Source organism: Devosia sp. Z6_126, assembly GCF_058133495.1.
Genome location: NZ_JBYUNO010000005.1, coordinates 154,378 through 178,294 on the forward strand (window position 1 = coordinate 154,378; position 23,917 = coordinate 178,294).

At 59.0% G+C, this 23,917-nt stretch carries 22 protein-coding genes; 15 read left to right on the forward strand and 7 right to left on the reverse strand.

What is annotated here, in order from left to right; all coding sequences use genetic code 11:
* Window positions 1-13: 13 nt before the first annotated feature.
* The gene (locus AC3YOG_RS19040) at window positions 14-1,297 is read left to right on the forward strand and encodes an epoxide hydrolase family protein (RefSeq protein WP_172122115.1); all 1,284 of its coding nucleotides are present in this window, start codon (window positions 14-16) and stop codon (window positions 1,295-1,297) included.
* Window positions 1,294-2,532: an alkene reductase gene (locus AC3YOG_RS19045; protein ID WP_489936224.1), complete on the forward strand. Its 1,239-nt coding sequence runs from the start codon at window positions 1,294-1,296 to the stop codon at window positions 2,530-2,532. Before AC3YOG_RS19040 ends, AC3YOG_RS19045 begins: the two co-directional genes overlap by 4 nt.
* Before the next feature lie 512 nt (window positions 2,533-3,044).
* Here the strand turns inward: AC3YOG_RS19045 and AC3YOG_RS19050 are convergent.
* Window positions 3,045-3,596: a DUF1993 domain-containing protein gene (locus tag AC3YOG_RS19050; protein ID WP_489936225.1), complete on the reverse strand. Its 552-nt coding sequence runs from the start codon at window positions 3,594-3,596 to the stop codon at window positions 3,045-3,047.
* A gap of 159 nt (window positions 3,597-3,755) precedes the next feature.
* Here AC3YOG_RS19050 and AC3YOG_RS19055 point away from each other — a divergent pair, with 159 nt between their 5' ends.
* The 4 genes from AC3YOG_RS19055 to AC3YOG_RS19070 all read left to right on the forward strand — a co-directional run bounded on the left by AC3YOG_RS19055 (window position 3,756) and on the right by AC3YOG_RS19070 (window position 7,955).
* On the forward strand, window positions 3,756-4,343 hold the full coding sequence (locus AC3YOG_RS19055; protein WP_173088655.1) for a TetR/AcrR family transcriptional regulator: 588 nt from the start codon (window positions 3,756-3,758) through the stop codon (window positions 4,341-4,343).
* A 660-nt stretch (window positions 4,344-5,003) separates the two neighbouring features.
* Complete coding sequence (locus AC3YOG_RS19060) at window positions 5,004-5,477, forward strand: nuclear transport factor 2 family protein (protein WP_172122119.1); 474 nt, start codon at window positions 5,004-5,006, stop codon at window positions 5,475-5,477.
* Between the two features lie 233 nt (window positions 5,478-5,710).
* Complete coding sequence (locus tag AC3YOG_RS19065; RefSeq protein ID WP_489936226.1) at window positions 5,711-6,748, forward strand: alcohol dehydrogenase catalytic domain-containing protein; 1,038 nt, start codon at window positions 5,711-5,713, stop codon at window positions 6,746-6,748.
* Window positions 6,749-6,752: 4 nt separating this feature from the next.
* Window positions 6,753-7,955 (forward strand): MFS transporter, encoded by a 1,203-nt coding sequence (locus AC3YOG_RS19070; protein WP_489936227.1) that lies wholly within the window; start codon window positions 6,753-6,755, stop codon window positions 7,953-7,955.
* Window positions 7,956-8,008: 53 nt separating this feature from the next.
* Here AC3YOG_RS19070 and AC3YOG_RS19075 read toward each other — a convergent pair whose 3' ends face one another.
* Window positions 8,009-8,887: an AraC family transcriptional regulator gene (locus AC3YOG_RS19075; protein ID WP_173088661.1), complete on the reverse strand. Its 879-nt coding sequence runs from the start codon at window positions 8,885-8,887 to the stop codon at window positions 8,009-8,011.
* 132 nt (window positions 8,888-9,019) lie between these two features.
* Here AC3YOG_RS19075 and AC3YOG_RS19080 point away from each other — a divergent pair, with 132 nt between their 5' ends.
* Together AC3YOG_RS19080 and AC3YOG_RS19085 are read left to right on the forward strand one after the other, a co-directional pair.
* Entirely contained in the window at window positions 9,020-9,985 is a 966-nt protein-coding gene (locus AC3YOG_RS19080) for an aldo/keto reductase (RefSeq protein ID WP_172122127.1), read from the forward strand.
* Between the two features lie 473 nt (window positions 9,986-10,458).
* Window positions 10,459-10,767: a hypothetical protein gene (locus AC3YOG_RS19085; protein WP_489936228.1), complete on the forward strand. Its 309-nt coding sequence runs from the start codon at window positions 10,459-10,461 to the stop codon at window positions 10,765-10,767.
* A gap of 274 nt (window positions 10,768-11,041) precedes the next feature.
* Here the strand turns inward: AC3YOG_RS19085 and AC3YOG_RS19090 are convergent, their stop codons facing one another.
* Window positions 11,042-11,983 (reverse strand): alpha/beta hydrolase family protein, encoded by a 942-nt coding sequence (locus tag AC3YOG_RS19090; RefSeq protein WP_489936229.1) that lies wholly within the window; start codon window positions 11,981-11,983, stop codon window positions 11,042-11,044.
* 125 nt (window positions 11,984-12,108) lie between these two features.
* Here AC3YOG_RS19090 and AC3YOG_RS19095 point away from each other — a divergent pair, with 125 nt between their 5' ends.
* The 5 genes from AC3YOG_RS19095 to AC3YOG_RS19115 all read left to right on the forward strand — a co-directional run bounded on the left by AC3YOG_RS19095 (window position 12,109) and on the right by AC3YOG_RS19115 (window position 16,468).
* Window positions 12,109-12,471: a winged helix-turn-helix transcriptional regulator gene (locus AC3YOG_RS19095; protein WP_489936230.1), complete on the forward strand. Its 363-nt coding sequence runs from the start codon at window positions 12,109-12,111 to the stop codon at window positions 12,469-12,471.
* A 734-nt stretch (window positions 12,472-13,205) separates the two neighbouring features.
* On the forward strand, window positions 13,206-14,333 hold the full coding sequence (locus AC3YOG_RS19100; RefSeq protein WP_489936231.1) for an amidohydrolase family protein: 1,128 nt from the start codon (window positions 13,206-13,208) through the stop codon (window positions 14,331-14,333).
* A 513-nt stretch (window positions 14,334-14,846) separates the two neighbouring features.
* Window positions 14,847-15,470 (forward strand): hypothetical protein, encoded by a 624-nt coding sequence (locus AC3YOG_RS19105; protein ID WP_489936232.1) that lies wholly within the window; start codon window positions 14,847-14,849, stop codon window positions 15,468-15,470.
* Between the two features lie 156 nt (window positions 15,471-15,626).
* Window positions 15,627-16,016 carry a hypothetical protein gene (locus AC3YOG_RS19110; protein ID WP_489936233.1) on the forward strand — a complete coding sequence of 130 codons (390 nt, stop codon included), beginning with the start codon at window positions 15,627-15,629 and terminating at the stop codon, window positions 16,014-16,016.
* Window positions 16,013-16,468: a hypothetical protein gene (locus tag AC3YOG_RS19115; protein WP_489936234.1), complete on the forward strand. Its 456-nt coding sequence runs from the start codon at window positions 16,013-16,015 to the stop codon at window positions 16,466-16,468. Before AC3YOG_RS19110 ends, AC3YOG_RS19115 begins: the two co-directional genes overlap by 4 nt.
* Window positions 16,469-17,193: 725 nt before the next feature.
* Here the strand turns inward: AC3YOG_RS19115 and trhA are convergent.
* Both trhA and AC3YOG_RS19125 read right to left on the reverse strand, forming a co-directional pair.
* Window positions 17,194-17,868 (reverse strand): PAQR family membrane homeostasis protein TrhA, encoded by a 675-nt coding sequence (trhA, locus tag AC3YOG_RS19120; RefSeq protein ID WP_489936235.1) that lies wholly within the window; start codon window positions 17,866-17,868, stop codon window positions 17,194-17,196.
* A gap of 84 nt (window positions 17,869-17,952) precedes the next feature.
* Window positions 17,953-18,963, reverse strand: a complete 1,011-nt coding sequence (locus AC3YOG_RS19125) for a sensor histidine kinase (RefSeq protein WP_489936236.1) — start codon at window positions 18,961-18,963, stop codon at window positions 17,953-17,955.
* Between the two features lie 623 nt (window positions 18,964-19,586).
* Here AC3YOG_RS19125 and AC3YOG_RS19130 point away from each other — a divergent pair.
* Window positions 19,587-19,841, forward strand: a complete 255-nt coding sequence (locus AC3YOG_RS19130) for a hypothetical protein (RefSeq protein ID WP_489936237.1) — start codon at window positions 19,587-19,589, stop codon at window positions 19,839-19,841.
* A gap of 490 nt (window positions 19,842-20,331) precedes the next feature.
* Here the strand turns inward: AC3YOG_RS19130 and AC3YOG_RS19135 are convergent, their stop codons facing one another.
* Together AC3YOG_RS19135 and AC3YOG_RS19140 are read right to left on the reverse strand one after the other, a co-directional pair.
* On the reverse strand, window positions 20,332-22,008 hold the full coding sequence (locus AC3YOG_RS19135) for an ATP-binding protein (RefSeq protein WP_489936238.1): 1,677 nt from the start codon (window positions 22,006-22,008) through the stop codon (window positions 20,332-20,334).
* Entirely contained in the window at window positions 22,001-22,732 is a 732-nt protein-coding gene (locus AC3YOG_RS19140; protein WP_489936239.1) for an alpha/beta fold hydrolase, read from the reverse strand. Before AC3YOG_RS19140 ends, AC3YOG_RS19135 begins: the two co-directional genes overlap by 8 nt.
* 822 nt (window positions 22,733-23,554) lie before the next feature.
* Between AC3YOG_RS19140 and AC3YOG_RS19145 the strand changes: the two genes are divergently transcribed.
* Window positions 23,555-23,764, forward strand: a complete 210-nt coding sequence (locus AC3YOG_RS19145) for a hypothetical protein (RefSeq protein WP_489936240.1) — start codon at window positions 23,555-23,557, stop codon at window positions 23,762-23,764.
* Window positions 23,765-23,917 lie beyond the last annotated feature (153 nt).

Sequence of the window (23,917 nt, forward strand, 5' to 3'; positions counted from 1 at the left end):
CTTGGATAAGACTATGAGAAACGATATTCCGAACGACGCTATTCGATCATCACGCAGGAATTTTCTCAGGCACGCGGCAGCGGCGCCGGCAGCTATTGCACTGGGAGCGGCGCTGGCATTGGAAGCGCGTGCCGAGATGGCGCTACCCCCCGCTACGGAGGCCGTAACACCATTTAAGGTCGATGTGCCGGAGTCTAGCATCTCTGATCTTAGGGCACGGCTCGCTCGGACACGGTTCCCCGACAAGGAGACGGTGGCAGATTGGTCCCAAGGTGTACCATTAATTAAAGCACGCGAACTCGTCGAATACTGGGCCAGCGGTTATGACTGGCGAAGGTTCGAGCGGAAAATCAACGCGCTTCCCCAGTTTAGGACAAATATCGACGGCCTTGGGATTCATTTTCTGCACGTGCGTTCAAAGCACGCAAGCGCCCTGCCTATGGTCATGACGCATGGTTGGCCAGGGTCGTTTATCGAATTCCTCAAAGTCATTGATCCGCTGACCAATCCTACGGCTCATGGCGGCAGAGCAGAGGACGCCTTCCATCTCGTCATCCCCTCGCAGCCCGGCTATGGCTTCTCGGATAAACCAAGCGAAACAGGCTGGAACATCCCGCGCACCGCAGGTGCTTGGGCAACTCTGATGCAACGGTTAGGGTATGACCGTTGGGTGGCGCAGGGTGGTGACTGGGGTGCCGCAGTAACGCATTTTCTTGCCAACCAGAGACCGCAAGGCTTGGTGGCCGCACATGTGAATTGGCAATTTGTCCATGATAACATGCCCCGGACCAATCCTACGCCTGTCGAGAAAACCGCTCTGGACGCCATTGCAGCCTTCAAGGGTGATGGTTCGGGCTATTTCCACCTTGAAGGCACGAGGCCACAGACGGTCGCTTATGCCCTGGCTGACAGTCCGGTCGGCCAAGCGATGTGGATCTACGAAAAATTCCATGCCTGGACCGACAATCGAGGAAACCCGGAAGACGCGCTCACCCTCGACGAGATGCTGGATGACATTTCGTTATACTGGTTCACGAATACAGCGGCCTCCTCTGGACGCACGTATTGGGAGAATGCGCCCACGGGACCGGATTTCAATTTCGGCAGAATCGAGCTGCCAATGGCCGCAACCGTGTTCCCACGTGAAATCTGGCGCGCGCCAAGATCCTGGGCGGAGCAGATGTGGCCGAACCTGTTTTATTGGAACGAGGTAGAACATGGTGGCCACTTCGCGGCTTTCGAGCAGCCGGCCCTATTCACGGATGAACTTCGCAAGGCGTTCAGGATCATTCGTTGAGGATTGAAGTCCGACGAGGTCCCCCAGGACCTCGTCAGCATCGTCTTCTTCCTCGCCTCTCCCAAAGCGATTTCTTCACCGGCCACGCCATCGTCGCGGACGGCGGCGGCAACACCATGCTTGACCTGAACCAAGGACTACAGACAATGACAAGTCTATTCACGCCCTACGACTTCAACGGGCTGCACCTGCCCAACCGCATTGTCATGGCCCCCATGACTCGGACCCGAGCAATGGAAAACGGCGTCCCCACTGAGTTGATGATCGACTATTATGTTCAGCGCGCCAGTGCCGGACTGAACATCACCGAATGCACGCAGGTCTCCGATCAAGCGCATGGGATCATTCGGGCCCCTGGCATCCATCGCGATGACCAGATTGCCGGCTGGCGTAAAGTCACCGATGCGGTTCACGCTGCGGGAGGTCGGATCTACAACCAGATCTGGCATGCTGGCCGTGTCTCCCACCCGGAAATCCGCGGAGGCGAACTACCTGTCGGGCCTTCGCCGGTCGCCGCGTCTGGCAATTTCTTCCTGCCCCGCGGAAGGGTAGATTTCCCCAAGCCACGCGAACTGCACGCGACTGAATTACCCGCCATCATCGAGGATTTCGCGCAGGCCACACACAACGCTCGCGAGGCTGGCTTTGACGGTGTCGAGCTGCATGGGGCCAATGGCTACCTGCAGGACCAGTTTTTGCAGGACGGATCTAACCACCGAACCGATAGCTGGGGCGGGTCCATCGCTGGTCGTGCCCGGCTCCTACTGGAAACGGCCGAGGCTATGATAGCGGCCTGGTCGGCGGAACGAGTGGGCGTTCGGCTGTCTCCCTCTTCCGTGCTCTACGGCATGCACGACAGCAATAAGCGCGAGACTTTTAGCTATGCCGTGCGCGAACTCGATCGCCTAGGGGTTGGATATCTTCATCTCACCGAGCCAAACGAGGCCGCCTATGACGCGGGGCCCGTTGAGATTGGGAATGTTGCTGAGACATTCCGTTCTGTGTTCCGGGGCACGCTGGTCGTCAATGGCGGCTTTGACCGGGCGAAGGGCGATGCAGTCCTGTCCGCCGGACATGCGGACCTTGTTGCGTTCGGAGTGCCTTTCCTCGCCAATCCCGACCTGGTGGAGCGCCTACGCGTTGGAGCGGCCTTCAATACTCCCGACCCGACGACTTTCTTCGGCGAGGGCGCCCGCGGTTACACCGACTATCCTCTTCTTGAGCTCGCCAGCTAAACCGCCATTACCAACACCATTGCTACACTAGCGCAGTGCGGTAGTGGAGCAATCAGAGGAAGTCATAAGCATTGACCGCCATCGGACTGACAATCTCCCATGACTCCTAGCATCAAGCGTGCATCTAAGCGTCGCCACAGTCTACTCGGGGACGCTTCAACGACCCTTTGGCGATCACCTTCAAGGCGCGGTGTTACCTAATACAAGCTGAAGTCGAGCGTAGCCGCGCATCACAGGCCGTTGCAAGCACCCAGCGCGCTCGATCTCTGGTGTCTCATTGTCCCGCAAGTTAGCGTCCTGCGGCTGCTTTCCGGTGGCCTCTGGCCCAGAGCCAGCCGACCGCTTACCACCCCTTCCTGTATCTTGGGCCGCGATCCAACGCGGGCATTGGCCGGCGCGCGGGGCGGGGGTAGGCGTGCGGCCGAGACGGTCCGCATTCAAACCGGCTCCCCGCACCCAAAGGGATTGCGGTGGAACCTGGTTGCCAATGCGCCCAAGCGCGCGCGGGAAGGTTACGCGCCCGAGTTTCGCTGGCTGTGCCAGCGCTCGCGGACATCCGCAAGGTAATCGAGCTTGCCGATCTTTAGCCCGTTGTGACGCAAGATCGCGTAGGCGGTTGTGACGTGGAAAAAGAAGTTTGGCAGCGCGAATTCCAGCAGGTAGTCCCGGCCATCAAACGTGACCCAACGGCGGCGCATGTTGATCTTGATCGAGCGGGCATGGCTGTCAGCGAAATCGCCCGGGGACAGGGAAAGCAGCAGCGCCCGCGTTTTTCCCACGCGATCCTGAAGGTCCTGCAACGTCGTCTCATCGTCCGGGATGCTCGGCACGTCCCGGCCGGCAAGCCGCATGGCGCATCCCTTGGCGGTGTCGCTCGCGCGTTGGATTTGGCTACGCAACGGGTCCATGTCCGGCGCAAGCCGCGATTCGATGAGATCGTGCTCTGCAATGCGGCCGGACGCGACGTACTCGTTGGCCTTCGTGAGCAGGCCGGAAAGGGTTCGGAAGCCGCCAAGGAACAGCGGCACGGAGGCCTCATACATGCCGAGCGGGCTATCGTTCATGGTTTCCTCATCCTTGCGCTAGTGCCTTCTGCGATTGGCCTCGCATCAAGGTGCTAGCCAATTTCAATACCAAGAAGTACAATAACGGTCGGTATAGTATGTGGGCAGCGGTCGTCAACTGCAGATGATGGCCGTAGCTGAGCAAGAAGGGGACGGACCATGGGCCGGCACAAGCAGTACGACGTAAACGACGCGCTCGAAGCCGCGTTGGGTGTTTTCTGGCAAAAGGGCTACGAAGGCACCTCTTTTGAAGACCTGACTGCCGCAACCGGGGTGGCCCGCCCCGGTCTCTACGCGGCATTCGGAAACAAGCAAGCACTGTTCCTTCAGGCGCTCGACCGCTACGAAGCTGAATATCTGTCTTTCATCACCGAGGCGCTGTCAGAGCCGAGTTCCTTTAAGGTGGTGGAACGCATTCTGCGTGGTTCAGCCGAGCAGCAGACCCGGTATGAAGTGCATCCAGGCTGCCTCGGGGTTAACGGCGCTCTTGCCTGCTCGGACCAGAACGAACCCGTACGGCAAGAACTGATCCGCCGGCGCTCGGCCAACGAGGCAGCTCTGTGTAAGCGACTCGAGCGAGCAAGTGCGGAAGGCGACTTGCCGGCATCGGCTGACTGTGCCGCGCTGGCACGCTTCGTGATGATCGTCACCCAAGGCATGGCCGTGCAGGCGAAGGCTGGGGTTGAAAGAAGTGCTCTCGATCTGGTTATCGACCACGTGTTGACAACTTGGCCGACCAAAGCCTGAGCAAGCCTGCCAATTTGAAGCTCTGGAGCCGAGATTTTCAGCGAGTCACTTCGGGCACGCTCCGGAACGATGCAGCTCTGGAGGCCGTGGGTGGCGGGTGAAAGCCGATCCAGCCCCTCGTCCATTCTTTGCCTGCGGACGTAGGGGATCGGACTTCTGCTCCTGAAGATGCCTTGGCAACCGACCAAGAAGCGGACCACCGGCGAGAGAGATTCGCTCGACGGGCAAAGCATCTAACCGTCCGGGCAGTCGAGATGGTTTCTCATAAGAGGGAGCCTTCGATCAGCAATGTGGCGGAGACTGGCGTGGAACGGCCTTCATGCCTCGCAAGACCGCCTCATGCACCGCATCGATGTTGTTGAACTGGGGGGCATATCGACCGGACACCGGACCGTCGCGATGGTCAACGATCGGCCAGACGAAGCAGCTGTGCTGCATCGGACCAGAATGCGGTCACGCCAGCCGTGACAAGGGGCCAGAGGTTTATCGGCTGTCGTACGCAAAACTGAAAGCTTTGCTTCGGGGCTGCCGCGAGAAGAGGGCGGACGAGCGGCATTGACACCTAAATGCAATTTCAGTACTGATCGATACCCTACCGAACGGTATTCTTCTGGTGGGTCGAAGTAGCCGCAGCTAACTCGCAAAAACATGGGAACCACAATGAACCAGCCTGATGCACTGACCGCCCAACGCATCGAAATAACAACTGAGTACTTCCGGAGGGTGGACGCCGGCGATCCCGCAGTTCTCGACCTGATGAGCGACGACGTTCAGCTCTATTTTCCCAAGTTTGGCGTGGGCTACGGCAAGGCTGCTGTCGCGGAAAGTGCCGCGGGTCTCATGACCGAGATTGCGACTATCAAACATGACTTCGATCGCCTGAACTTCATCACCAGTGGCGATTACGTCGTCGTGGAAGGTTACGAGGGAGGCACAACGAAGGATGGGAAGGTTTGGCCGAACCCGGAGCGCTCAGAAGGCCGCTTCTGCAACGTGTTCGTGTTCGATGACCTGCTTATCAAGCGCGTCCATGTCTATGTAGACCCGGACTTCACCAGCAGTGACCGGGCGAGGTTCCATTGGGGCGACACCGTCCGCAGAACGAAAGAACCCGCCGCTCCCGCCAACAATTGACCCCGGCATTGCCGGCGCCCTTACAGGCAGATGCTGGACCTTCCGGCGGCACTCGGCGTCTATCCTAGAGAAATGTACCGGCCGCTCAGGCTCTGGGGGGCAATCGTACCTATTCCAGGCTGATCTACTGGAACGAAGCCGTCGAGGCAGGCACTTCGCGGCGCCCGACCAACCCCCACCTTTGTTACCGAGCAGCTTCTTACTGGCATTCCATCATTGCGCTGAGGCATATCATGCAAAGCATCATCTACTACCGCTATGGCGAACCGGCCGACGTGCTGCAACTAACGGACAGGCCAGAATTACCTGAGCCAGGAAACGGAGAAGTCCTGGTTCGAGCTACGCATCGTCCCGTTCGTCCGGGAGATCTAATCGGCGTTCGGGGGCTTTACCGGTCACGCGGCAACATAACGCCGGTTGGACCGGCCGGCGCGCAGATTGGCTTTGAGGGGACCGGAACCATCGAGGCGATTGGTCCGGAGGTGAGCCCGTCCAGCGGCCTTGTGCCAGGTGCGCGAGTCGCCTTTTTCCCGGCGCGCGGCGCCTGGAGCGAGAAGGTCTTGGTTCCCGCCCGCTTTGTTACGCTGGTCCCAGACGACATCGCTGCGGAGACGGCCGCCCAACTGCATGTTAATCCGCTGACTGCAGCCATGATCGTGCGCGCTGCCGAGGAAACTGGCCTTAAGCAAGGCGACGCAGTTGTTCTGACAGCCGCCAGATCTCAAGTCGCAAAGCTTACCGCCTCTCTTTTGCTGAACAAGGGCTACTTTCCTGTCGGCTTGGTCCGCTCCCACATCAGCATGGCAGCGGTCGAAGGCGATTTCGCCGGTATGCCAATGGCGAGCACCGAAAATCCAGAATGGCAGGAAGAGTTGCGCACAATCGCTGATCGCCGGCCCATCCGCATGGTACTTGATCCTGTCGGCGGAGACGTTTTGAGTACAGTCATTTCGGGCATGGATGGCGGCACGGTCATTTCCTATGGCGACCTTTCCGGGGAGCCGATCCGTGTGCCTGCGCTTGCCTTCTCCGCAGGGGGCATAACGATCACTGGCGTATCCGTTGGACGATGGAGCAATTTGCCCGACGAAGTGCGCGCTTCCGACCTGGCCCTCGCGATGGGCTTGGCGCGGAACGCCCCTAGCTTGTTCAGAGTCGCAGCTGAGTATGATCTCGCCCAGGTGGGCTTAGCTGTCAGCGAAGCTGAACGCTCGGGCAAGCTCGGCACGGTCCTGCTGACTTCCAAGCATAACGCTGGTCGGGGGCATTGATCCGATGACAAGCTCGAGCACAATCGGGGATCGCCCATCAATTCGCCCTTGGCTTGCTGTTGCCTCCATCGCCATCGGCGCATTTGCTATGGTAACGACGGAGTTCCTGCCTATTGGCCTGTTGAGCGCCATAGCGTCGGACATGGGGGTTTCCGAGGGATCTGCCGGTTTGATGGTGACCGTTCCCGGCATCGCGGCGGCAATTGCCGCCCCCGTGTTAACAGTTGCCGCAGGATCAATCGATCGCCGGATCTTTGTTGTGGTGCTGACCGCGCTGATTGTTCTGAGCAACGTGGTGGCAGTCTTAGCGCCGTCTTTCGCTGTCATGCTGCTGGGCCGCGTGTTGTTGGGGCTATGTATTGGAGGGTTTTGGACCTTTTCAGCGGCGATCGGGAGGCGGCTTGTCACGGAGTCCGCCGGCGGACGTGCGACGGCAATTATCATTGCCTCCATCTCGGTCGCGACAGTGGCCGGTGTTCCCGCCGGCGCGCTGATTGGTGAATGGGCGGGGTGGCGCTCGGCGTTCCTGGCGACGGCGGTATTATCGGTTGCCGCCCTGATCGGCCAGGCCTTGCTCCTGCCCAAGCTTCCAGCAACCCGGGTGGTGAGGGTGGGTGACATCTTCGCCCTGTTTGCGGTGCGCCAGGCGCGGATCGGGTTGCTGGCGACGGCCTTGATCGTTACCGGACATTTTGCAGCCTACACCTACCTTGAGCCGTTCTTGAAGCAGGTTGTAGCCCTGAGCCCGTCAATGCTCAGCGGCGTCCTTGCGGCATATGGTGTGGCCGGACTGCTGGGCACTTTCGCAGCTGAAAAGGCGCTGGATCAGAGTTTGCGCGTGGGGTTTGCGGGCGTCATGCTGTTGCTGTCTGTCGCCCTGTTCCTGGCTATGCTTTTTGGCGGGCACAGTTTGGCCGCCATCGCATTTGTAACGCTGTGGGGTCTCGCATTTGGCGGTGTACCATTAGGCGTGCAACTTTGGCTCTATGCGGCCGCGCCAGAGCGTTTCGAGATTGGCTCGGCGATGATGGTTACTGTGTTCCAAGTTGCTCTGGCGCTAGGCGCATTCACTGGCGGCGTTCTTGTAGATGGCAACGGTATTAACAGCGCCTTTACTGCGGGGAGTTTGCTCGCGCTCGCGGCCGCCCTGACTTTCCTTGCCGGCTCGCGCGGCGACAAGACCTCTGACCCCGCGGATGGCCGGTAATTGGAGGGTATCAACGGGCTGACTAGAGGATTTGATGGCGATCCAACGACTTCCTAACCGATTAGGCTCTGCAATTGTTTGGCATCTTGCACGGGTGAGGCACCGAACAAGCGTTTGTATTCTCGGCTGAACTGGGAGGCGCTTTCATAGCCAATGGAAAAGGCCACACCGGCTGCGTCCACCGGTGCCTGCGACAGTTGCCGGCGCGCCTCGTGCAGTCGGATCTGCTTTTGGTACTGGATGGGGGACAGCGCCGTCACATCCTTAAAGTGCTTGTGGAACACGGATGGGCTCATCCCGGCAATACCGGCAAGTTGCTCGACCCTGACCGGCTCAGCGTAGTGTTGGCGCAGCCAGGCCATTGCCTTGCGGATGCTGGATAGCCGGTTGTCGCTCCCAGCAATCTGGCGCAGCAGAACGCCACTCGGGCCCTGCAGCAGCCGGAACAGGATTTCCCGCTCGATCATGGGGGCCAGCACTGCGGCCTCGTCGGGTCGCTCGAGCACACTCACCAGCCGCAGCCAGGCATCGAGCAGCTTGCTGTCTGCCGTGCTGGTGTAGAACCCGGACGAAACCGGGGGCTCGATCCCTTTCGGCAAGTCCAGCAGCACGCCGGCGATCACCTGCGGCTCGAGCAGCAGGGTGAGAGCCAGATAAGGCTCATCCGGCGTCGCTGCCGAAATCCGGCCAAGCGCTGCTACCTCGGCTGCGGCGATGAAGTAATCGCCTTCGCCATAAGCCAAGACCTTTTCGCCGATTACGGCCCGTTTTGCACCCTGCAGCACGAGACAAACAGCAGGCTCGTAAATCACCGGCTGCAAATCCGTGGGATGGTCCAGCCGCATGATTTCCAGCCGGGCGATCGACGTCGCCGTCTTGGGTTGCAGGGCGTATGGCCGGATCAGGCGCTTCAAGTCTGTGGTGGTGCTCATCTCGCGATACTAGTCCCGGCAAGCGGCCTACCGCAACGCATCAGGAGGAATAGGCAAGCATTCAGGAGTTTTCGGCACGCAGTGGTGAGGCCAAGGCCGTAGCTATGAGGCCTGCAAGATGGAAGAATTGTCATGGAAAAGCGTAAACTCGGTTTGAATGGTCCGGAAGTTTCGGCAATCGGCTATGGCGCCATGGGCGTCTCCATTGCCTATGGGGACAGCGATGAAGCCCAGGGCATCGAGACAATCCGCTATGCTTTTGACCGGGGCGTCACCTTTTTCGATACGGCCGCCGTGTACGGTTGGGGCGAGAATGAAAAGATTGTCGGCCGCGCCGTCAAAGGATTTCGCGACGAGATCGTGATTGCCTCCAAGTTCGGCTTCACCGAGGATTGGGGGATCGACAGCCGTCCCGACTTCATCCGCGAGCTTACCGACAGGAGCCTGCGCAATCTGGGTGTGGACCACATCGACATAATGTACCAGCACCGGGTCGATCCCAATGTGCCGATCGAGGACGTGGCCGGCGTGGTCAAAGACCTGATCATTGCCGGCAAGGTGAAGTATTTCGGCCTGAGCGAAGCGGGGCCCGAAACCATCCGTCGCGCCCATGCCGTGCAGCCGGTGGCCGTGCTGCAGACCGAATATTCGGTGTTCGAACGGGAGGTTGAGGCGTTGTTCCCCACCTTGCGCGAACTGGGCATCGGCTTTGTGCCCTATTCTCCCCTTGGTCGCGGTTTCCTCACGGGCGAGGTCAAGCCGGCTGCAGATTATGCCGAGAACGACCTGCGACGCAGCGATCCGCGTTGGCAGCCTGGCAATTTCGAGAAGAACAAGGCTGCGGTCGAGCAGCTCACGGCGCTGGCCACGTCAAAGGGCGTTACCGTGTCGCAACTGGCTCTCGCCTGGCTGCTGGCGCAAGGGCACGACATCGTTCCCATCCCGGGCACGCGCCGCAAGGAACGCCTAGCGGAGAACATCGGCTCGGCTGCGGTCCAGCTGACGGCAGAAGATCTGGCCCGGATCACGGCAATCCTGCCCGAGGGCGCTGCTGGCGCCCGCTACGCCATGCCGAGCATGATCCCTGAGTGGAAATGATGCGTCGTCCCTTTGGTGGCTTGATCACCAAAGGGATGCCAATCGATCCCGCCGAGCAATCCGCGTCGGCTTGGCCACTTGTTTCCGAATGCTTACAAGCGAGACACGCGGCTGCCGCCTCGGGGCGCCTGCTCGTTGCAGCGGCTCAGGGTTGGGTGCTCAGTGCCTGCGGCTTTGAACAACGGCTTTCTTGGTCGCTGTTTCGCCACACCGCAGCAGTGTCCAGCCACCACGATCGATCGGCGAGATCAAGAGGAATAGGCAGGCATCCGAGAGTTTTCGGCACGCAACGGCGACACCAACGTCCTAGCTATAATGCCTTCGAGATAGAAGGAATTGTCATGCCAAAACTTAGACTTACTTCGAATGATCCAGAGATTTCGGCAATCGGGTGCATCGCCCCAAGCGCTTCCGGGGCCTATGCGCAATCGAGCGGGCGGACGGCCGAGACGGTCAAGAACGGGAGCATAGTCATGGTGACGACAGCTCTCCTCGCAGCTGCAGTGACCCTGCTCCCCGTAAGTGCCTTGGCCGCGCAGTCGTTGACGGAAGAGGAGCAGGAAGTCCATGGGCGTTCTGCGTCCAGCGTTATCACGAGCCTGGCTCACCGGGGCATTGATGCTGACGCGGTGGAGCAATGGGGCGAAGCCATTCGGGTTGACGTGCGCGGCGCCGATGGACACGGCTCTTTCCTCCTCCTCGACAAGGACACACTTCAGCCTCTCAGCTCTGGGGCGGTAATGGAGACCCGGAACAGTGCTCCGGCGAGTATCTCCCATTAGTTCCGGCTATGTCAGCATGCAGGGGACATCACTCCTGCATGCTGCCTCGGTGAAATGCAGGGTGTGCTGATGCAAATGTGGGACATGTCGCCCGGCCGTCTTGAGATTGTGCTATGGGCGGGGCCTGCCCCCTGAGGACGAGCCATGGATGGCTGGGGATCATCTGGCTCACGGCACCCAGCTTGTGGCCGCACGCTAGGCGACAAGCTGCCACATCGCTGAGGAGCGCACCTTTGTAGAGCCTCTGGGACGTACCGCTCCGCTTACCTGCTCATCAACTCAACTTGGTCGTAAGACGGCCCTTGGGGACAGGGTCGTGACTAAGAGCTGCGCAAATGCTGGACCACGCCTTCTCGTCGCCGAGCAATTGCTGGCGTAGATAGGCCAAGGTGACCTTCTGGATGAGCGCCACACGTTCGGGGCATTCATCAGTAGTTTCTGTAACTGCGTAGCCGGAAATGCCGCCCAGCATGTGCTCGCCGCCGAAAACGTTGAGAAGCGTCTTACTCCCAGGGGCAAGCTGATAAGGTTCGTAGAACCAATCGGGCCCCCGGGTTGTCAATGCGGAATGATCCGCATCACCTGCGACGACGAGCGTAGGCGTGATCATGTGGTCAAAGCTGGTGTGGAGGTAAGGCGTGATGGCTCGTCCAATCTCGCTTAGATCATCTCCGCCCCTACCCGCTGATGCCAACAGGACGCCCGCCTTGATCCGCGGATCAAACATGTCCTCGTCGAGACCGCCCGCCAACATGCGGGCGCCAAGCAGCATGCTCGTTGTCTGGCCGCCAAAAGAATGGCCTGCAGCCGCAACATTGGTGCGGTCGACCCTTCCGGCAAGGCCGGGCAACCCTCGCTCGATCTGGTCGAGATGGTCGAGGATGCGCTTCGCGTCATGCACACGGATGCGCCAGATCGAGTGCTGCGATTCATCTTCAAGTGCCAGTCCGAGCCGTCGTGAATCGAGGTAGGTCGGCTGAATTACGACAAAGCCATGTGCCGCCCAATAGTCCGCCAGAGGCCCATAGGCGTCCATGGACGACCCAAAGCCATGTGAAAACAGGATCACAGGCAAGTCACTACCGACAACCGGTGCAGACACACGCAACTGCAGGTCCTCACCTCGGCCGGGAGACTGCAACCGCAGTGCCCGGACCGACGCTACAGGCATTGGCGCATCCATGTTGGCTTCACGGGGGGTCGAAATGCCAATCATGCAAACTTCCTTTTACCTCGACCCGCAATCCGTGAGCGTCAGGTCTAATTTATAGACTTGCTAAGGATATGTGACTTCTTATGCTGCTCCAAGAACGCATTTTCTTGTGACCAGGTCCTACAGTTATGACTGATGTGCTCGACGAACTTCCGAACTGCGCCGGCGTGGGGGACGTGCTCGCACGGATTGGTGACAAGTGGACAGTTCAGATTGTGGTGCTGCTAAGCCGCGGCCCGGAACGCTTCAACAGCATCAAGCGGCAGGTGCCGGGAATTTCGCAGCAGATGCTAACCCGGACGCTAAAGGCCTTGGAACGTGACGGACTGGTTCATCGGGCAGTGCGCAACACCACGCCGCCACAGGTGCAATATTCGCTAAGCGCCGCGGGAATGTCCCTGGCTCAAACCGCACGGCATCTTGCTGTTTGGGCCATTGAACATCGGGAATTCATTCGCGACAGGCGGGCCAGCTACGACAACGCCCGATGACGCGGTATTCCCCTCGGCGGCAATGCGTCCTTACATGCCGGGCACTTGGGACCGCGCCCCTCTTGCGATCGGGACGCGCTGTTGCAGCCGATATCATCTAAGAGGGCCTTCTTCTTCCCGTTGAAACCAGGAATGAGGCATAATCGAGCGGCAGCTTGTCAGGCCTTCTGGCCGAAAAGCTGCCCGTCGGCTTACCACCCCACTGGCGAAATGGGGCAGGGGACCGCTGGCGACCCCATCTTCGCCGTTTATCGTCACACGTAGGCCGCCGAAAAGCGGACCTTTCTTCTCGATCGTCTCGAACGCGCTGTCGATCGGCGATACCGCGATAAGAGCCGGCGCCTCAAGAACGTATCTGACGGCCACCGTCGATCCTCCAGGCGCCGCAGCCCTGACCACCTTCGCCAAGCCGGATTAGCTCGTCATCGCTAGGAGGAGCCAACAGTGGACGCGATATGGGGCAATGTTCCAGCCATTGCCATGCTCTCCTGTCCCAAGCTCGCAGCCCGATCTCGTCCACTTGCAGCGATAGTGCACGCACCAGCGTACCAATAACTTGCGTTCCCCATCACTAGGATCGTCTCACCAGTTGCCAATTGGCAATGTCCCACCACCCTCGAGCAATTATAGTCACTCATAGGGAGGTACCGCCGACGAGGTCGGAGGGGGCTTCAACAGCGTAACGGTGATGCTCCTGCACGCCTTACGCAACACAGCATCGGAGCAGGACGGTCATGACACCGATCGAACGGATGCCCAAGAGCCTGGTGACGGGACGCCGCAGCATTTTGAGCGGCGCGGCTGCAGCTGGTGTTGGTTCCGGATTGTCCGCGCCAGCCATTGCCGCCCACTCCGCCGCGGCAGAGATTTCGGACATCGCGCTGCGAGATCAGGACCTGCCATTTATCGGTACCGAAGAGACATTTTCCACCCATGAGCTGATGGCGCTGAACAACAGGCTGTTCCTCGAGGATACGGGTCTCGCCGAGATCGGGCCGCGCCGCATCGCCGCAATGGATCAGGCGGGGATCAATGTTCAGATTCTCTCCGCCCACACGCCAGGTGTGCAGAATATCCCGGGGCAGGAAGGCATCGATTTTGCGTATCGCCTCAACAAGCTGCTTGTTGATGGCCCGATGGCTACCTATCGCGGCAGGTTTCAGGCATTCGCGACCCTGCCGTTGCAGGAACCGGAAGCCGCAGCGGACGAACTTGAACGCACGGTTGAGGAAGATGGCTTTCTTGGCTGCCTCACCAACGGAATCATCGGCAAGAAATTCCTCGATCATCCTGATTTCGAGCCCTTGCTGGCGCGTGCCCAAAACCTTGCTGTGCCGATATACATCCATCCAGGCCTGGCACCTGACGAAGTGTTCCAGATTTACTACAGCAATATGCGGCCCGAATATCAGGCGAATTACCAGGACCAGGTTCTTAGTAACTCAGCATATGGCTGGCATCAGGAAGTCGTAACGCAATGTCTCCGGATGGTCACTTCCGGCGTGTTCGATAGATATCCCGATCTCCAGATCATCATCGGCCACATGGGTGAGGGTCTGCCGTTCTTTTACAAGCGCATCGCAGAAAAGATGGGCCAGGTCACGCGGGGTAGCCTCAACAAGCCATTCGAGCAGTATTTCCAGGACAATTTTTGGTTTACGACCAGCGCATTCTTCCAGGATGAACTGCTCGATCTCCTGTTGAAATACATCAGCGTGGATCGATTGATGTTCGCAACTGACTATCCGTTCGTGAACATGAAACACGCAACCGACTGGTTTCGGGCGGTGAATCTTCCTCGGGACGACAAGGAGAAGATCGCGTTTCGAAACGCCGAAAGATTGTTTGGGATCGAAGTTTAACTCAGGGGCCTAGCCAATGAATGTATAGTTTCCCCACCTTGTAGACGCTTTTGCGTTGGTTTGGTGCCCCAACGGGCAGCAGGGCCGTTCAGTCATCCCGAAATCGGCGAGACCTGCCCGCATCGCCGGTCTTCAACCTCGAACTCACGCGTGACCAGATGGCCGCTACTGACGCCTTGGAAACCGGTGTTCGCGACGGGCCTGAGTTTGAAGCCGTGACACTTGAGAGGTTTAGCCCACCCATCCCCGAAGCATGAGGATGACCAGCAGTGCAGAAACGTACACTCGGCACCAGCGCACTTGAAGTCTCTGCCATTGGCCCGGGCTACATTCACCACGATAACTGGCACCGTCAGTGCGTTCAAGGGCGGTAGTGGCTGTCTCTCGGCTGGCTCTGACTAAGGATTGCTAGAAAGAGCCGGCAGCAGGTCTCACCGTGTAGGACTATTCATGCGGTGTTGCTTTTGGAGTATGGTCACCAGGTTCACGACGGTGGGACGCGGAGGACTGAGTATGAGGCCGGTGGTTTTGGCTGCATCTGCAGCACTAATTCTGACAGGCACACCTGCGGCGTTTGCGCAGGATGCTATGAGCTTTTTCGTTACAAGTGTCGGCATGGGTGACGGAGCCAACCTCGGGGGGCTGGAAGGCGCGGACGCGCACTGTCTGCAGCTTGCGGAAGCCGCTGGAGCTTCCGGCGGAGAGTGGCGCGCGTACCTCAGTGCGGATGGCATCAACGCCAGGGATCGGATTGGCTCGGGTCCATGGTCGAATGCAGCCGGCGAGGTTGTCGCTAACAGCCTTGATGAGCTGCACAGTGACAGCAACAATATCACCAAGGCTTCCGCGCTGACTGAATCAGGCGAGCCAATCAGTGGGCGCGGGGAGGAACCGAACCAACATGATATCCTTACGGGTTCCAATGCCGACGGGACCCTGTCGGCAGGGAACACCTGTGGCGACTGGACCATGAGCGGCGAGGGCGCTGCAATGGTCGGCCACCATGATCGGGCGGGGCCGGAGACCCTGCCTACCGGCACCTCCTGGAACGCGGCTCATCCGTCGCGGGGCTGCGGTCAGGACGCGCTGATTGGAACTGGCGGCAACGGGTATTTCTATTGTTTCAAGGCAGACTGAGTTTGCCATCGGCACTGCGGCAGGAAGCTGCCGCGGTGCTTGGTTCTCGGTCCGGCAGAGGAGCAGTCAGCGTCATACGAACGTCAGCATGCCTTCGGCAAGGCAACGCAGGTACAACCGCTTCTCAGTGCGCAGAGTGGTTAGGAGGAGACCCTAATGCTTCGAGTATTTCATGTCGTGAAGATTTTGTGCGCCGCTATAGCTCTTGTCGGAGCACAGATCGCGCCGTCGCTGGCTCACCACGGCTGGTCTTGGACAGCCGACGGATTTTTTCAGATTGAAGGCGTGATCACCGCCACCTATGTCGGCAATCCTCATGGGACTTTGGACGTCGATGTTGAAGGAACCATCTGGCGGGTTGAACTCGCACCACCCGGGCCGACCGTTGCGGCTGGGTTCACAGAGGACGTCGCGCCTCCAGGCACTGAGGTGATAGCGATCGGCAACAGATCGGCCGATCCCAATGAAACGCGCATGAAAGCGGTCCGGATCATTATTGGCGGCCAGCCCTATGACCTCTATCCCAGCCGAGCACAGGGACTTTGACGGAACTGTTCGCGCTGCTTGAAGCGTCAGATCTAGCGACCTTTTTGCGCGGTTCCTTTATTGCCTACCCCATCGTAAATGCAGCTCATATCCTGGCGATTGGGGCCTTGGTGACCTGCGCGGCTCTGATGGACCTGCGGATCCTGGGCCTGGGCCAGGCGTTGCCCATGAGGCTCGTCTTGGACATTGTTAGGCCTATAACTGGCATGGCCCTCCTCGCTGCGGTTGTCACGGGAGGCTTGTTGTTTTCTGTGCGACCCCTGGAGTACGCTAGCAACCCCGCCTTTCTCGTGAAGCTCGCTCTTGTGATCGCAGCGATCGTCAATGCTACTTTCTACACTTTGCTGGCAGACCGCCTCGCATCAATGCTTCGCAAGGGCTTGGCGATACTTTCATTGATTTTATGGGTGCTCGCGGCCGTCTCCGGTCGCTTTATTGGTTTTCTGGCGTAGGGCACGGGGTCATTCGGGATCCTAGTGCGGCTAGGCCCTGATCATTATTTATGTCCATGGCGATATAGACTGGCCAAGCCGAATAATGTCCGGTTCAGCTCCACCATTGCCAGAAGCGGACCAGCTGCAATCCACCCCAATACGAAGTGGGGTAGGGCGCTGCTAACGACCCCTTTTCTGCCGTTCACGCTCTTCGTTCAGCGGCCTGAAAGCCGACGTCACTGCCTTGCCGCGAAGTAGCGCGTTGCTGCAGCTAAGCCGCGATCGAGCCACTAGTCATTTTGCTGATCGTCCGAGATGACGGCGGTACGCCATGGTTTGGACCGACGGACGATACCTCTTCAGCTCCGACATGGGGGCCTATAGCCTCTTTTATCGCCACTTAGACCGATGAAGGGGTGGGCGCCGTACGTTGCCCAGGGTCCCAGAAATAAGCAGTGGGAGTAGCGCTTCATTGTGGTCGACCTTCGTGGTTCCGCCGGTCGTATATCTGGGTGATTGGAATTAGGCCGTTCGCGATCAACTTCAGCAGACGGCTTCGCTCCGGCTGCTTGCATAAAGGCGCAGAACCGCTGGCCTTTGCTTTGTTCCAGAGCTAGCAGCGTACGGTCTTCCCGCCCCGTTATCGACATCTGGACCCGGAGCGGACCTGCAGCGCTTATAATACTGCCAAAGCCCAGCGTCCCGTCCTCAACGCTGCGCCAGTCGGATTGGGGGAACTGCTATCAGGAGTGTGCCACAAACAGTCCCACCAGCACGGCTGCCCAGTGCGTCGCGGCCGCGGCCACGACATGGCCGTGCCAGATTGCTTTGGCGAACTGCAGGCGCTTGTTGGCGTAAAAGAGAACACCGGCTGAATAGAAAACGCCGCCAAGTGCCAGGAGCCACAGCACCACCCCGGAGGTTATCGCGGCAAGAGGGATTGCTGCGATGGCGCCGATCCACGCCAAGCCCAGGTAGATGGGCACCCAGACCTTCTGGCTGATCGGCGGCAGGAAGATCTTGCCGGCAATTCCCACGCCGGCCAGCACCCACAGGGTCGTGGTCAGCGACCAGGCCCAGGCTCCGGACAGCAAATACGCGGTGAACGGCGTATAAGTGGCTGCGATCATCAGGAAGATGCCGACATGGTCGAGCCGGCGCAGCACGGGCTTCCATTCAGCCGGCGCGAAGTTGTACGCGGTGGAGAACCCGAACATGCATACCGCGCCAAGCGAATAGATCGCGATGACCGCAAGCCTGCCAGGGGCTGGATCCTGGATGCCCATCCAAAGCAGGATGGCGCCGCCAAGGAGGGCCAGGCCGAGACCCAGCAAATGTACAAACAGATCCGCGGAGCGCGCCTGAACGCTGGGATAATGCGGGCGGGCTTCCAGACGGCCTCGGTTTGTGTTTTCCATTTGCCGTATATAGGAGGCGGGGCACGCGGGTTCTACAGAATGCGTAACAAAAACGATCGCACCTTTTAACCAACTGACCGACGCTCAGGCTGCCAGGCGGGCGGGATCGATTTTTAGGGTGACGATGAGACCATCTTCCTCCCATGCATAGTGGATGGACCCGCGTAGCGCATTGGTGATGCTGCGCTCGACGAGTTTGGTGCCGTACCCTTTTGGGACGCTGGTCGGTACCACCTCAGGACCTCCGCGCTCCGTCCAGACCACCGTTACCGCTTCGTCTCTGGCCGAGCAGGAAACATCGATCATACCGGTCGATGTTGAGAGCGCGCCGTACTTGAGGGAGTTCGTTGCCAGTTCGTGCACGATCAATGCGAGTGTGGTCGTTGCGCTTTCGCCCACGATCATGCGAGGCACCGAGACTCGGATGCGCCCACTGAAGGCCCCTAGGTCGTCATAGGGCGCGAGCAGCACGGAAAGCAGATCGCCGAGCAAAGCTGCCGCGGCCTCGGTCTGACCGGGCAATGGACGAACAAGATCATGGGCTCGTCCCAGGGCTGTCAGTCGCTGCGTCAGCTCACGCGCCATGTCGGTGACGGTGGACGTGGATCGGGAGGTGATCGCAGTCAGACCGGTGGCAATGGCCAGCAGGTTCTTGACGCGATGACTCATTTCGCCGGCAAGGAGTTCTCGCCCTTCTTCGGCCTGTTTGCGGCCCGTCACATCCAGAAAAACACCGAACATGAGGCGCTCGACGATACCCTCATCGTCCCCCTTGCCACGGGCCGAGATCCAGCGAAGCTCCTCACCAACCATGATGCGGAAATCGATCTCATAGGGGCCGAGTATTGCCCGTGTAGCGGTGAAGGCAGCTCGGACCCGATCCCGGTCAGCAGGGTGGATATGGGCGGATAGATCCTCGAACGTGACCTGGGCGCCCCTCCCCAAACCCCATAGATCGTAGGCGTGATCGTCCATGGTGAGCGCGTCGCTATCAACGTTCCACGACCAGAGGGCAATTCCAGCAGCGTCTACAGCGCGTGCGAGATTCTTAGCATTCCGCAGGAGCGAACTCGACTTCTCGACGGCTTCACTCATATTGCTTCTGACACCTTCAGGGCCCAACTCAGTTCGCGCGTTCTAAGGGATAGGCAGCATCATCGTAAAGAGCTCGAATCGGAGCGCCCCCGAAACGCTGCTCATTAACCTCGAGATGCGATCCAGCCCGTGCGCCTCGAATGGATGCGTGGCGTGTGCCGGACTGGAATGCCAAAGAATATCCTGCGTGAAGGTGCCGGGTGCCTCGAGCAGTGCGGGGCACGATAGGGCCAAGCTGGCCCGACCGGGAACTAGACCAGGGTCGAATTGGTCGCAGAAACCTTGCCGTCGCGCCGGCGTCCGGCTCATAGTGACCCAGGGGAACGAACTACCTGCAGCGCGGATTGGTTCTGTTTCAGATGAGGTCAGCCATGCCCAATTCTCCGAAGGACACAGAGAAGAAGAAACCCGACCCCGCCCTCGCCGACGTCGAGCCAGGTAGCGATGCCGATGCAACCCCGGTTGAGGAGCCAGCCAAGACGCCTCCCAGTCCAAACAAGAAACCCTCGGATCCGTAGCTAGGGCTGGCGCCTGGCCACGTGCACCCGAGCACCGCGTTTGCGTACGCTGTTGAGAATGTCCTGTTCTTCGCTACTTCGCAGCGGTTTACGATAGAACGCCTCATGGATACGAAAAAACCCACCTCGTCAAAGCTGGTTTTGCTACAGGCCTTCCGAGAAGACGAGGCGGGCAAGATGGTGCCGGCGTTCGCGCCCCGTGAGATGCGGAATGAAGCAGCGGCGTACAACGCCGCCGAGCAGCTGGTGCGATCCTATCTGGCGGTGATTGCGTGGACACAACCGACACACGCTGCCGGTGGTGAGGTGGCGGAGCGAACCATCGTATTCCGCCACGGCGACCTGCCAGAAGTGAACTAATTGAGCCTGACGAGGGAGAAATAGGCCCTTGAGCCGGAAGTACCGAGTTGTGGATTGTGCCCCGGCTGAGGGTGCCGCCACGGAGTTCATCCAGAGTGCGGGCTCACCTGAGGAAGCAGCTCGGCTGTCCCTTGGCCTGGATCTGCGCCGGAACGGCGTCCCAGCGCAAAACGTTCATCGGAACTTTAGCGGGGGTTCGTGTTGGATGAACACCTGCGGCAAGTGAAGCTCCCGCTTCACAGTAGCCGTGGCCGCACCAGAGGCGCTCAGGCGGCAGGTGGTTACCATGTACGCCGCACCCTGCGGTAAGCAGACTGATCCGACGTGCAATTGGTCACTTGCTGATGGTAAGCCGCCAGTCCGCAGACCACCGCGTAGCAGCCAAGCCAGGTTCAACAAACAGATTGTCCGGAGCAGCGCTGCGCAAGTCAGCAACAGCCCGAGACAGGCGAGAGAAAAGCCACAGGCGGTCAGATTTGTTATGTCGCAACTAGCTGTCCAGCGTCGATCGGACTTTAGCCAGCATCGCCTGCACTGTGTATGGCTTGGAAAGCAGGACCACTCCCGGATCAAGCCGACCGTGGTGAACAATGGCGTTTCGGGTGTATCCGGTGGTGAAAAGAACCCTGATACCTGGGACAGCTTCGCGCGCTGCGTTGGCCAAGTGGCGACCGTTCATCCCATTGGGCAACACAACGTCGGTGAAAAGCAGACCGGTTGTGGGGTGAGCGCGAAGGCGTTCAAGCGCTTCATGTCCGTCACCCGCTTCGATCACGTGGTACCCGTGGTCTCTCAACGCTTCGACGCAAAACGCCCTTAGGGCCGGCTCGTCCTCGCAGACCAGGATGGACTCATGTCCACCCAGATTGATAGCCGTATCCATCACTGGACGAGCATCTTCCGAGACTTGAGCGCGCGGGAGGTAGAGCTTGACCGTCGTGCCGTTGCCTAACTCGCTGTAAATGCGGATGTGCCCGCCTGACTGGCGCGCGAAGCCATAGACCTGGCTGAGTCCCAAGCCCGTTCCCTTGCCCACTTCCTTGGTCGTGAAGAACGGCTCGAAGACCCTGGACAGTGTGTCCTTGTCCATTCCCGTACCGGTGTCGGAGACCGCGACCAAAACGTACTGGCCTGGCGGGATCGGCTCATCAAACGGTGCTAGGTAGCTCTCATCGAGATAGATGTTGCTGGTCTCAATGGTCAGCCTCCCACCAGAAGGCATAGCATCGCGAGCGTTCACCGCCAGGTTGACAAGGGCGTTGGAGAGCTCCGACACATCAACCAGTGCCGGCCACAAACCAGCATATTCAACCGACTCCAATGCGATTGTTTCACCGAGGGTTCGCTGGAGCAGGTCTGACGTCTCTCGGATGAGCTGTGTGATGTTGAGAGGCTTTGGGTCCAGGGGCTGCCGCCGCGAGAATGCGAGGAGGCGTGCTGTAAGCGATGCCGCTCGTTGCGCTCCGAGCATCGCCATCTTTTGTGCGCGTTCGATCCTTCTACGTGGTTCGTCTTCGGCGAGCTGCAAAGCATACCGTCCGACGGTATCCAGCCCGCCCATGATGACCGTCAAAAGATTGTTGAAGTCGTGCGCCACGCCCCCGGTGAGCTGGCCAATGGCTTCCATCTTCTGCGCCTGCCGAAGCTTTTCTTCCGCTTCGATCCTTTGGGCGAGTGCTTCTGCTACTCGATGCTCGAGATCGCTATTGAGATCTGCAAGAGCAGCGTTGGCTCGCTCCAGATCGCCTCTGGCCTGGAGCAGTTCACGCTCATATCGACGCCTATCAGTAGCATTGAACAGCGAAATTCGCAGGGATTGGACATTCCCGTCAACGTCTCGACTTTCCCTGGCGTTCACCAGCACAGGCATGATGCCCCCGCTTGGTATGGCCAGATCAAGCGCCACCTCGTTGAAGTACCCTTGCATGCGCAGCAGCGGCGCAAAGTGGGTTTCGTAATAGATCTTGCCTGCGATATTGAGCAGGTCCTGGAAGCGTCTGCCGATTAGCTCATCGGCAGGCGTGCCAATCCATTCTGCCAACGTCGTATTGACCCGCTCGATACGGCCGCCCTCTCCAGCCACGATATATCCGCACGGAGCATGGTCGAAGAAGTCGATATATTCGGCAAGCTGACGCTCATCCGGATAGTGCAGGATTTCAGACAAAGGCGCGGATCGCCTCTATGGTCTCTGCAGGGGCACTCAGATTTGGACAGTGACCCGTTGCCTTGAGAACCACCAGTTGGCTGTTTGGGATTTTGGCGTGCACGTACTCTCCCACTTCCTGTGGCGCAATCACGTCTTCGCTGCACTGCAGTATCAGCGTACGAGTGGTCAGGCCGTCGAGATCGGCGCGGTTGTCGGAAGTAAATGTGGTACGGGCGAAGTGCTTGGCGATTTCTGGATCTGTACGGCAGAAGCTGTTGGTCAACTCTTCACCAAGTTCGGGCCTTTCGGAGTTCCCCATAATGGTGGGTGCCATCGCTTGGGACCAGCCCATGTGGTTGGAATCGAGAAATGCTAGGAGCTCTTCGATTTGTTCGGCTGCAAAGCCACCAACGTACCCATCATCGTTTATGTATCGCGGGGACGGCCCCACCATCACCAGATTAGCAAACAGCTCAGGCCGCTGCTTGGCCGCGAGTGCGCCGATCATGCTGCTTACGGAGTGACCAACGAAAGTTACGTCTTCAAGGTCAAGTTCGTCGCAGATGTCCAGAACGTCCTGAGCATACCCGCTGAGGTGAGCGTACTTGTCGCGGGAATAGGCCGAGAGATCGGAACCACCGGCACCCACATGATCGAACAGGACGATTTTGAAATCGTTTTCGAACTCGGGAGCCACGAACCGCCACATGTTCTGATCACAGCCGAAGCCATGTGCGAACATGATGGGCCGCTTACCTGACCCTCTAACCGACACGTTGTTTCGAGTGAGTGCGGACACGTGCAACCTCCAGCACCTCTACTGATGCATCGTCCTGATAACAGGTAGGAGCTCCGTCGTCACCTGAGTGCCTCATCGCACTTCCTTTAACGGCCGATCAAGATTGCACCGCAAGGGCTTCAAGCGCAGAAGCTCAGCCGTATGAAGCTTCAATGTTGCCATGCAACGGGCACACCGAACGTCCGCTAACCCGAGCTATACGTCCGAAAGCCGTCGGTCTGAAACCCACCCCATGGTAGTCGTTCCTGCTCAACGTCACGCGAAACCGCGTCGGTTTCACCCCGGAGATAGGTCTGAACTTACAAAATGAAAAACCCCGGTTTCCGGGGTTTTTCTTTACGCTCAATGTTGAGAGCGGAACTGTTGCGTCCTTTCGTTCAACCTAACGGACGTCTCAAATCTTTGGGCGCATCTCATAATGTGAAAAGTGTGCACCCCAGGATGCGGAAACAGGCGGGCCTAATGTGGAAACTGTCCAGGAAACCACATCGTTACTGGTGAACTTCGCAAAGTTCTGCCCTGGGGTACCCGGCATCCCTTTGTTATTCCACCACATTGGAGCGATGGGAATCTGTCGCGCAAAGTTGTGGTCCGGAGTCGCGCAAAGTGTGCCCCGGCCATCACACAGATGCCGGCGGTAGCCGTTAACACACCATAGATTGATGATTTTACTGGCAAACGGAGTTTCAGGGCGAAAACCCGGTCATTCTTGCACCGCTGGGCAACTAGATTATTGCGCCACGAACCACTATCTTGCCCTGCACCATGAGCAAGAAGTTTGCCTACGTCCTATCCATCGTGAATGCGCCCTATAGCGACCAGCTGACTGGGGACGAGCTGGCGCATGCCCTCACTGACCTCGATCTAGCCAAAAAGTACCCCGGGCAGGTGTCTTCCTTCCTCAGCGAAGTCCCTTTGGATGGACAACTGCAATTTGCAGCGGCACACGGTGTTTCGGAAGAGAAGACGCCTTGAGGGCAACGGCTCAAGAATTTGCCGATTGGAGCGGCGAAAGCTATCGCATATTCTCCTGAAACATTAAAACCGAAGTCGGGTAGATCATCTGAATGGCGAAAGCTCTTCGCTATGGCAGTCAACTTGGTTGAGCAGGTGCGCACCGCCCAATAC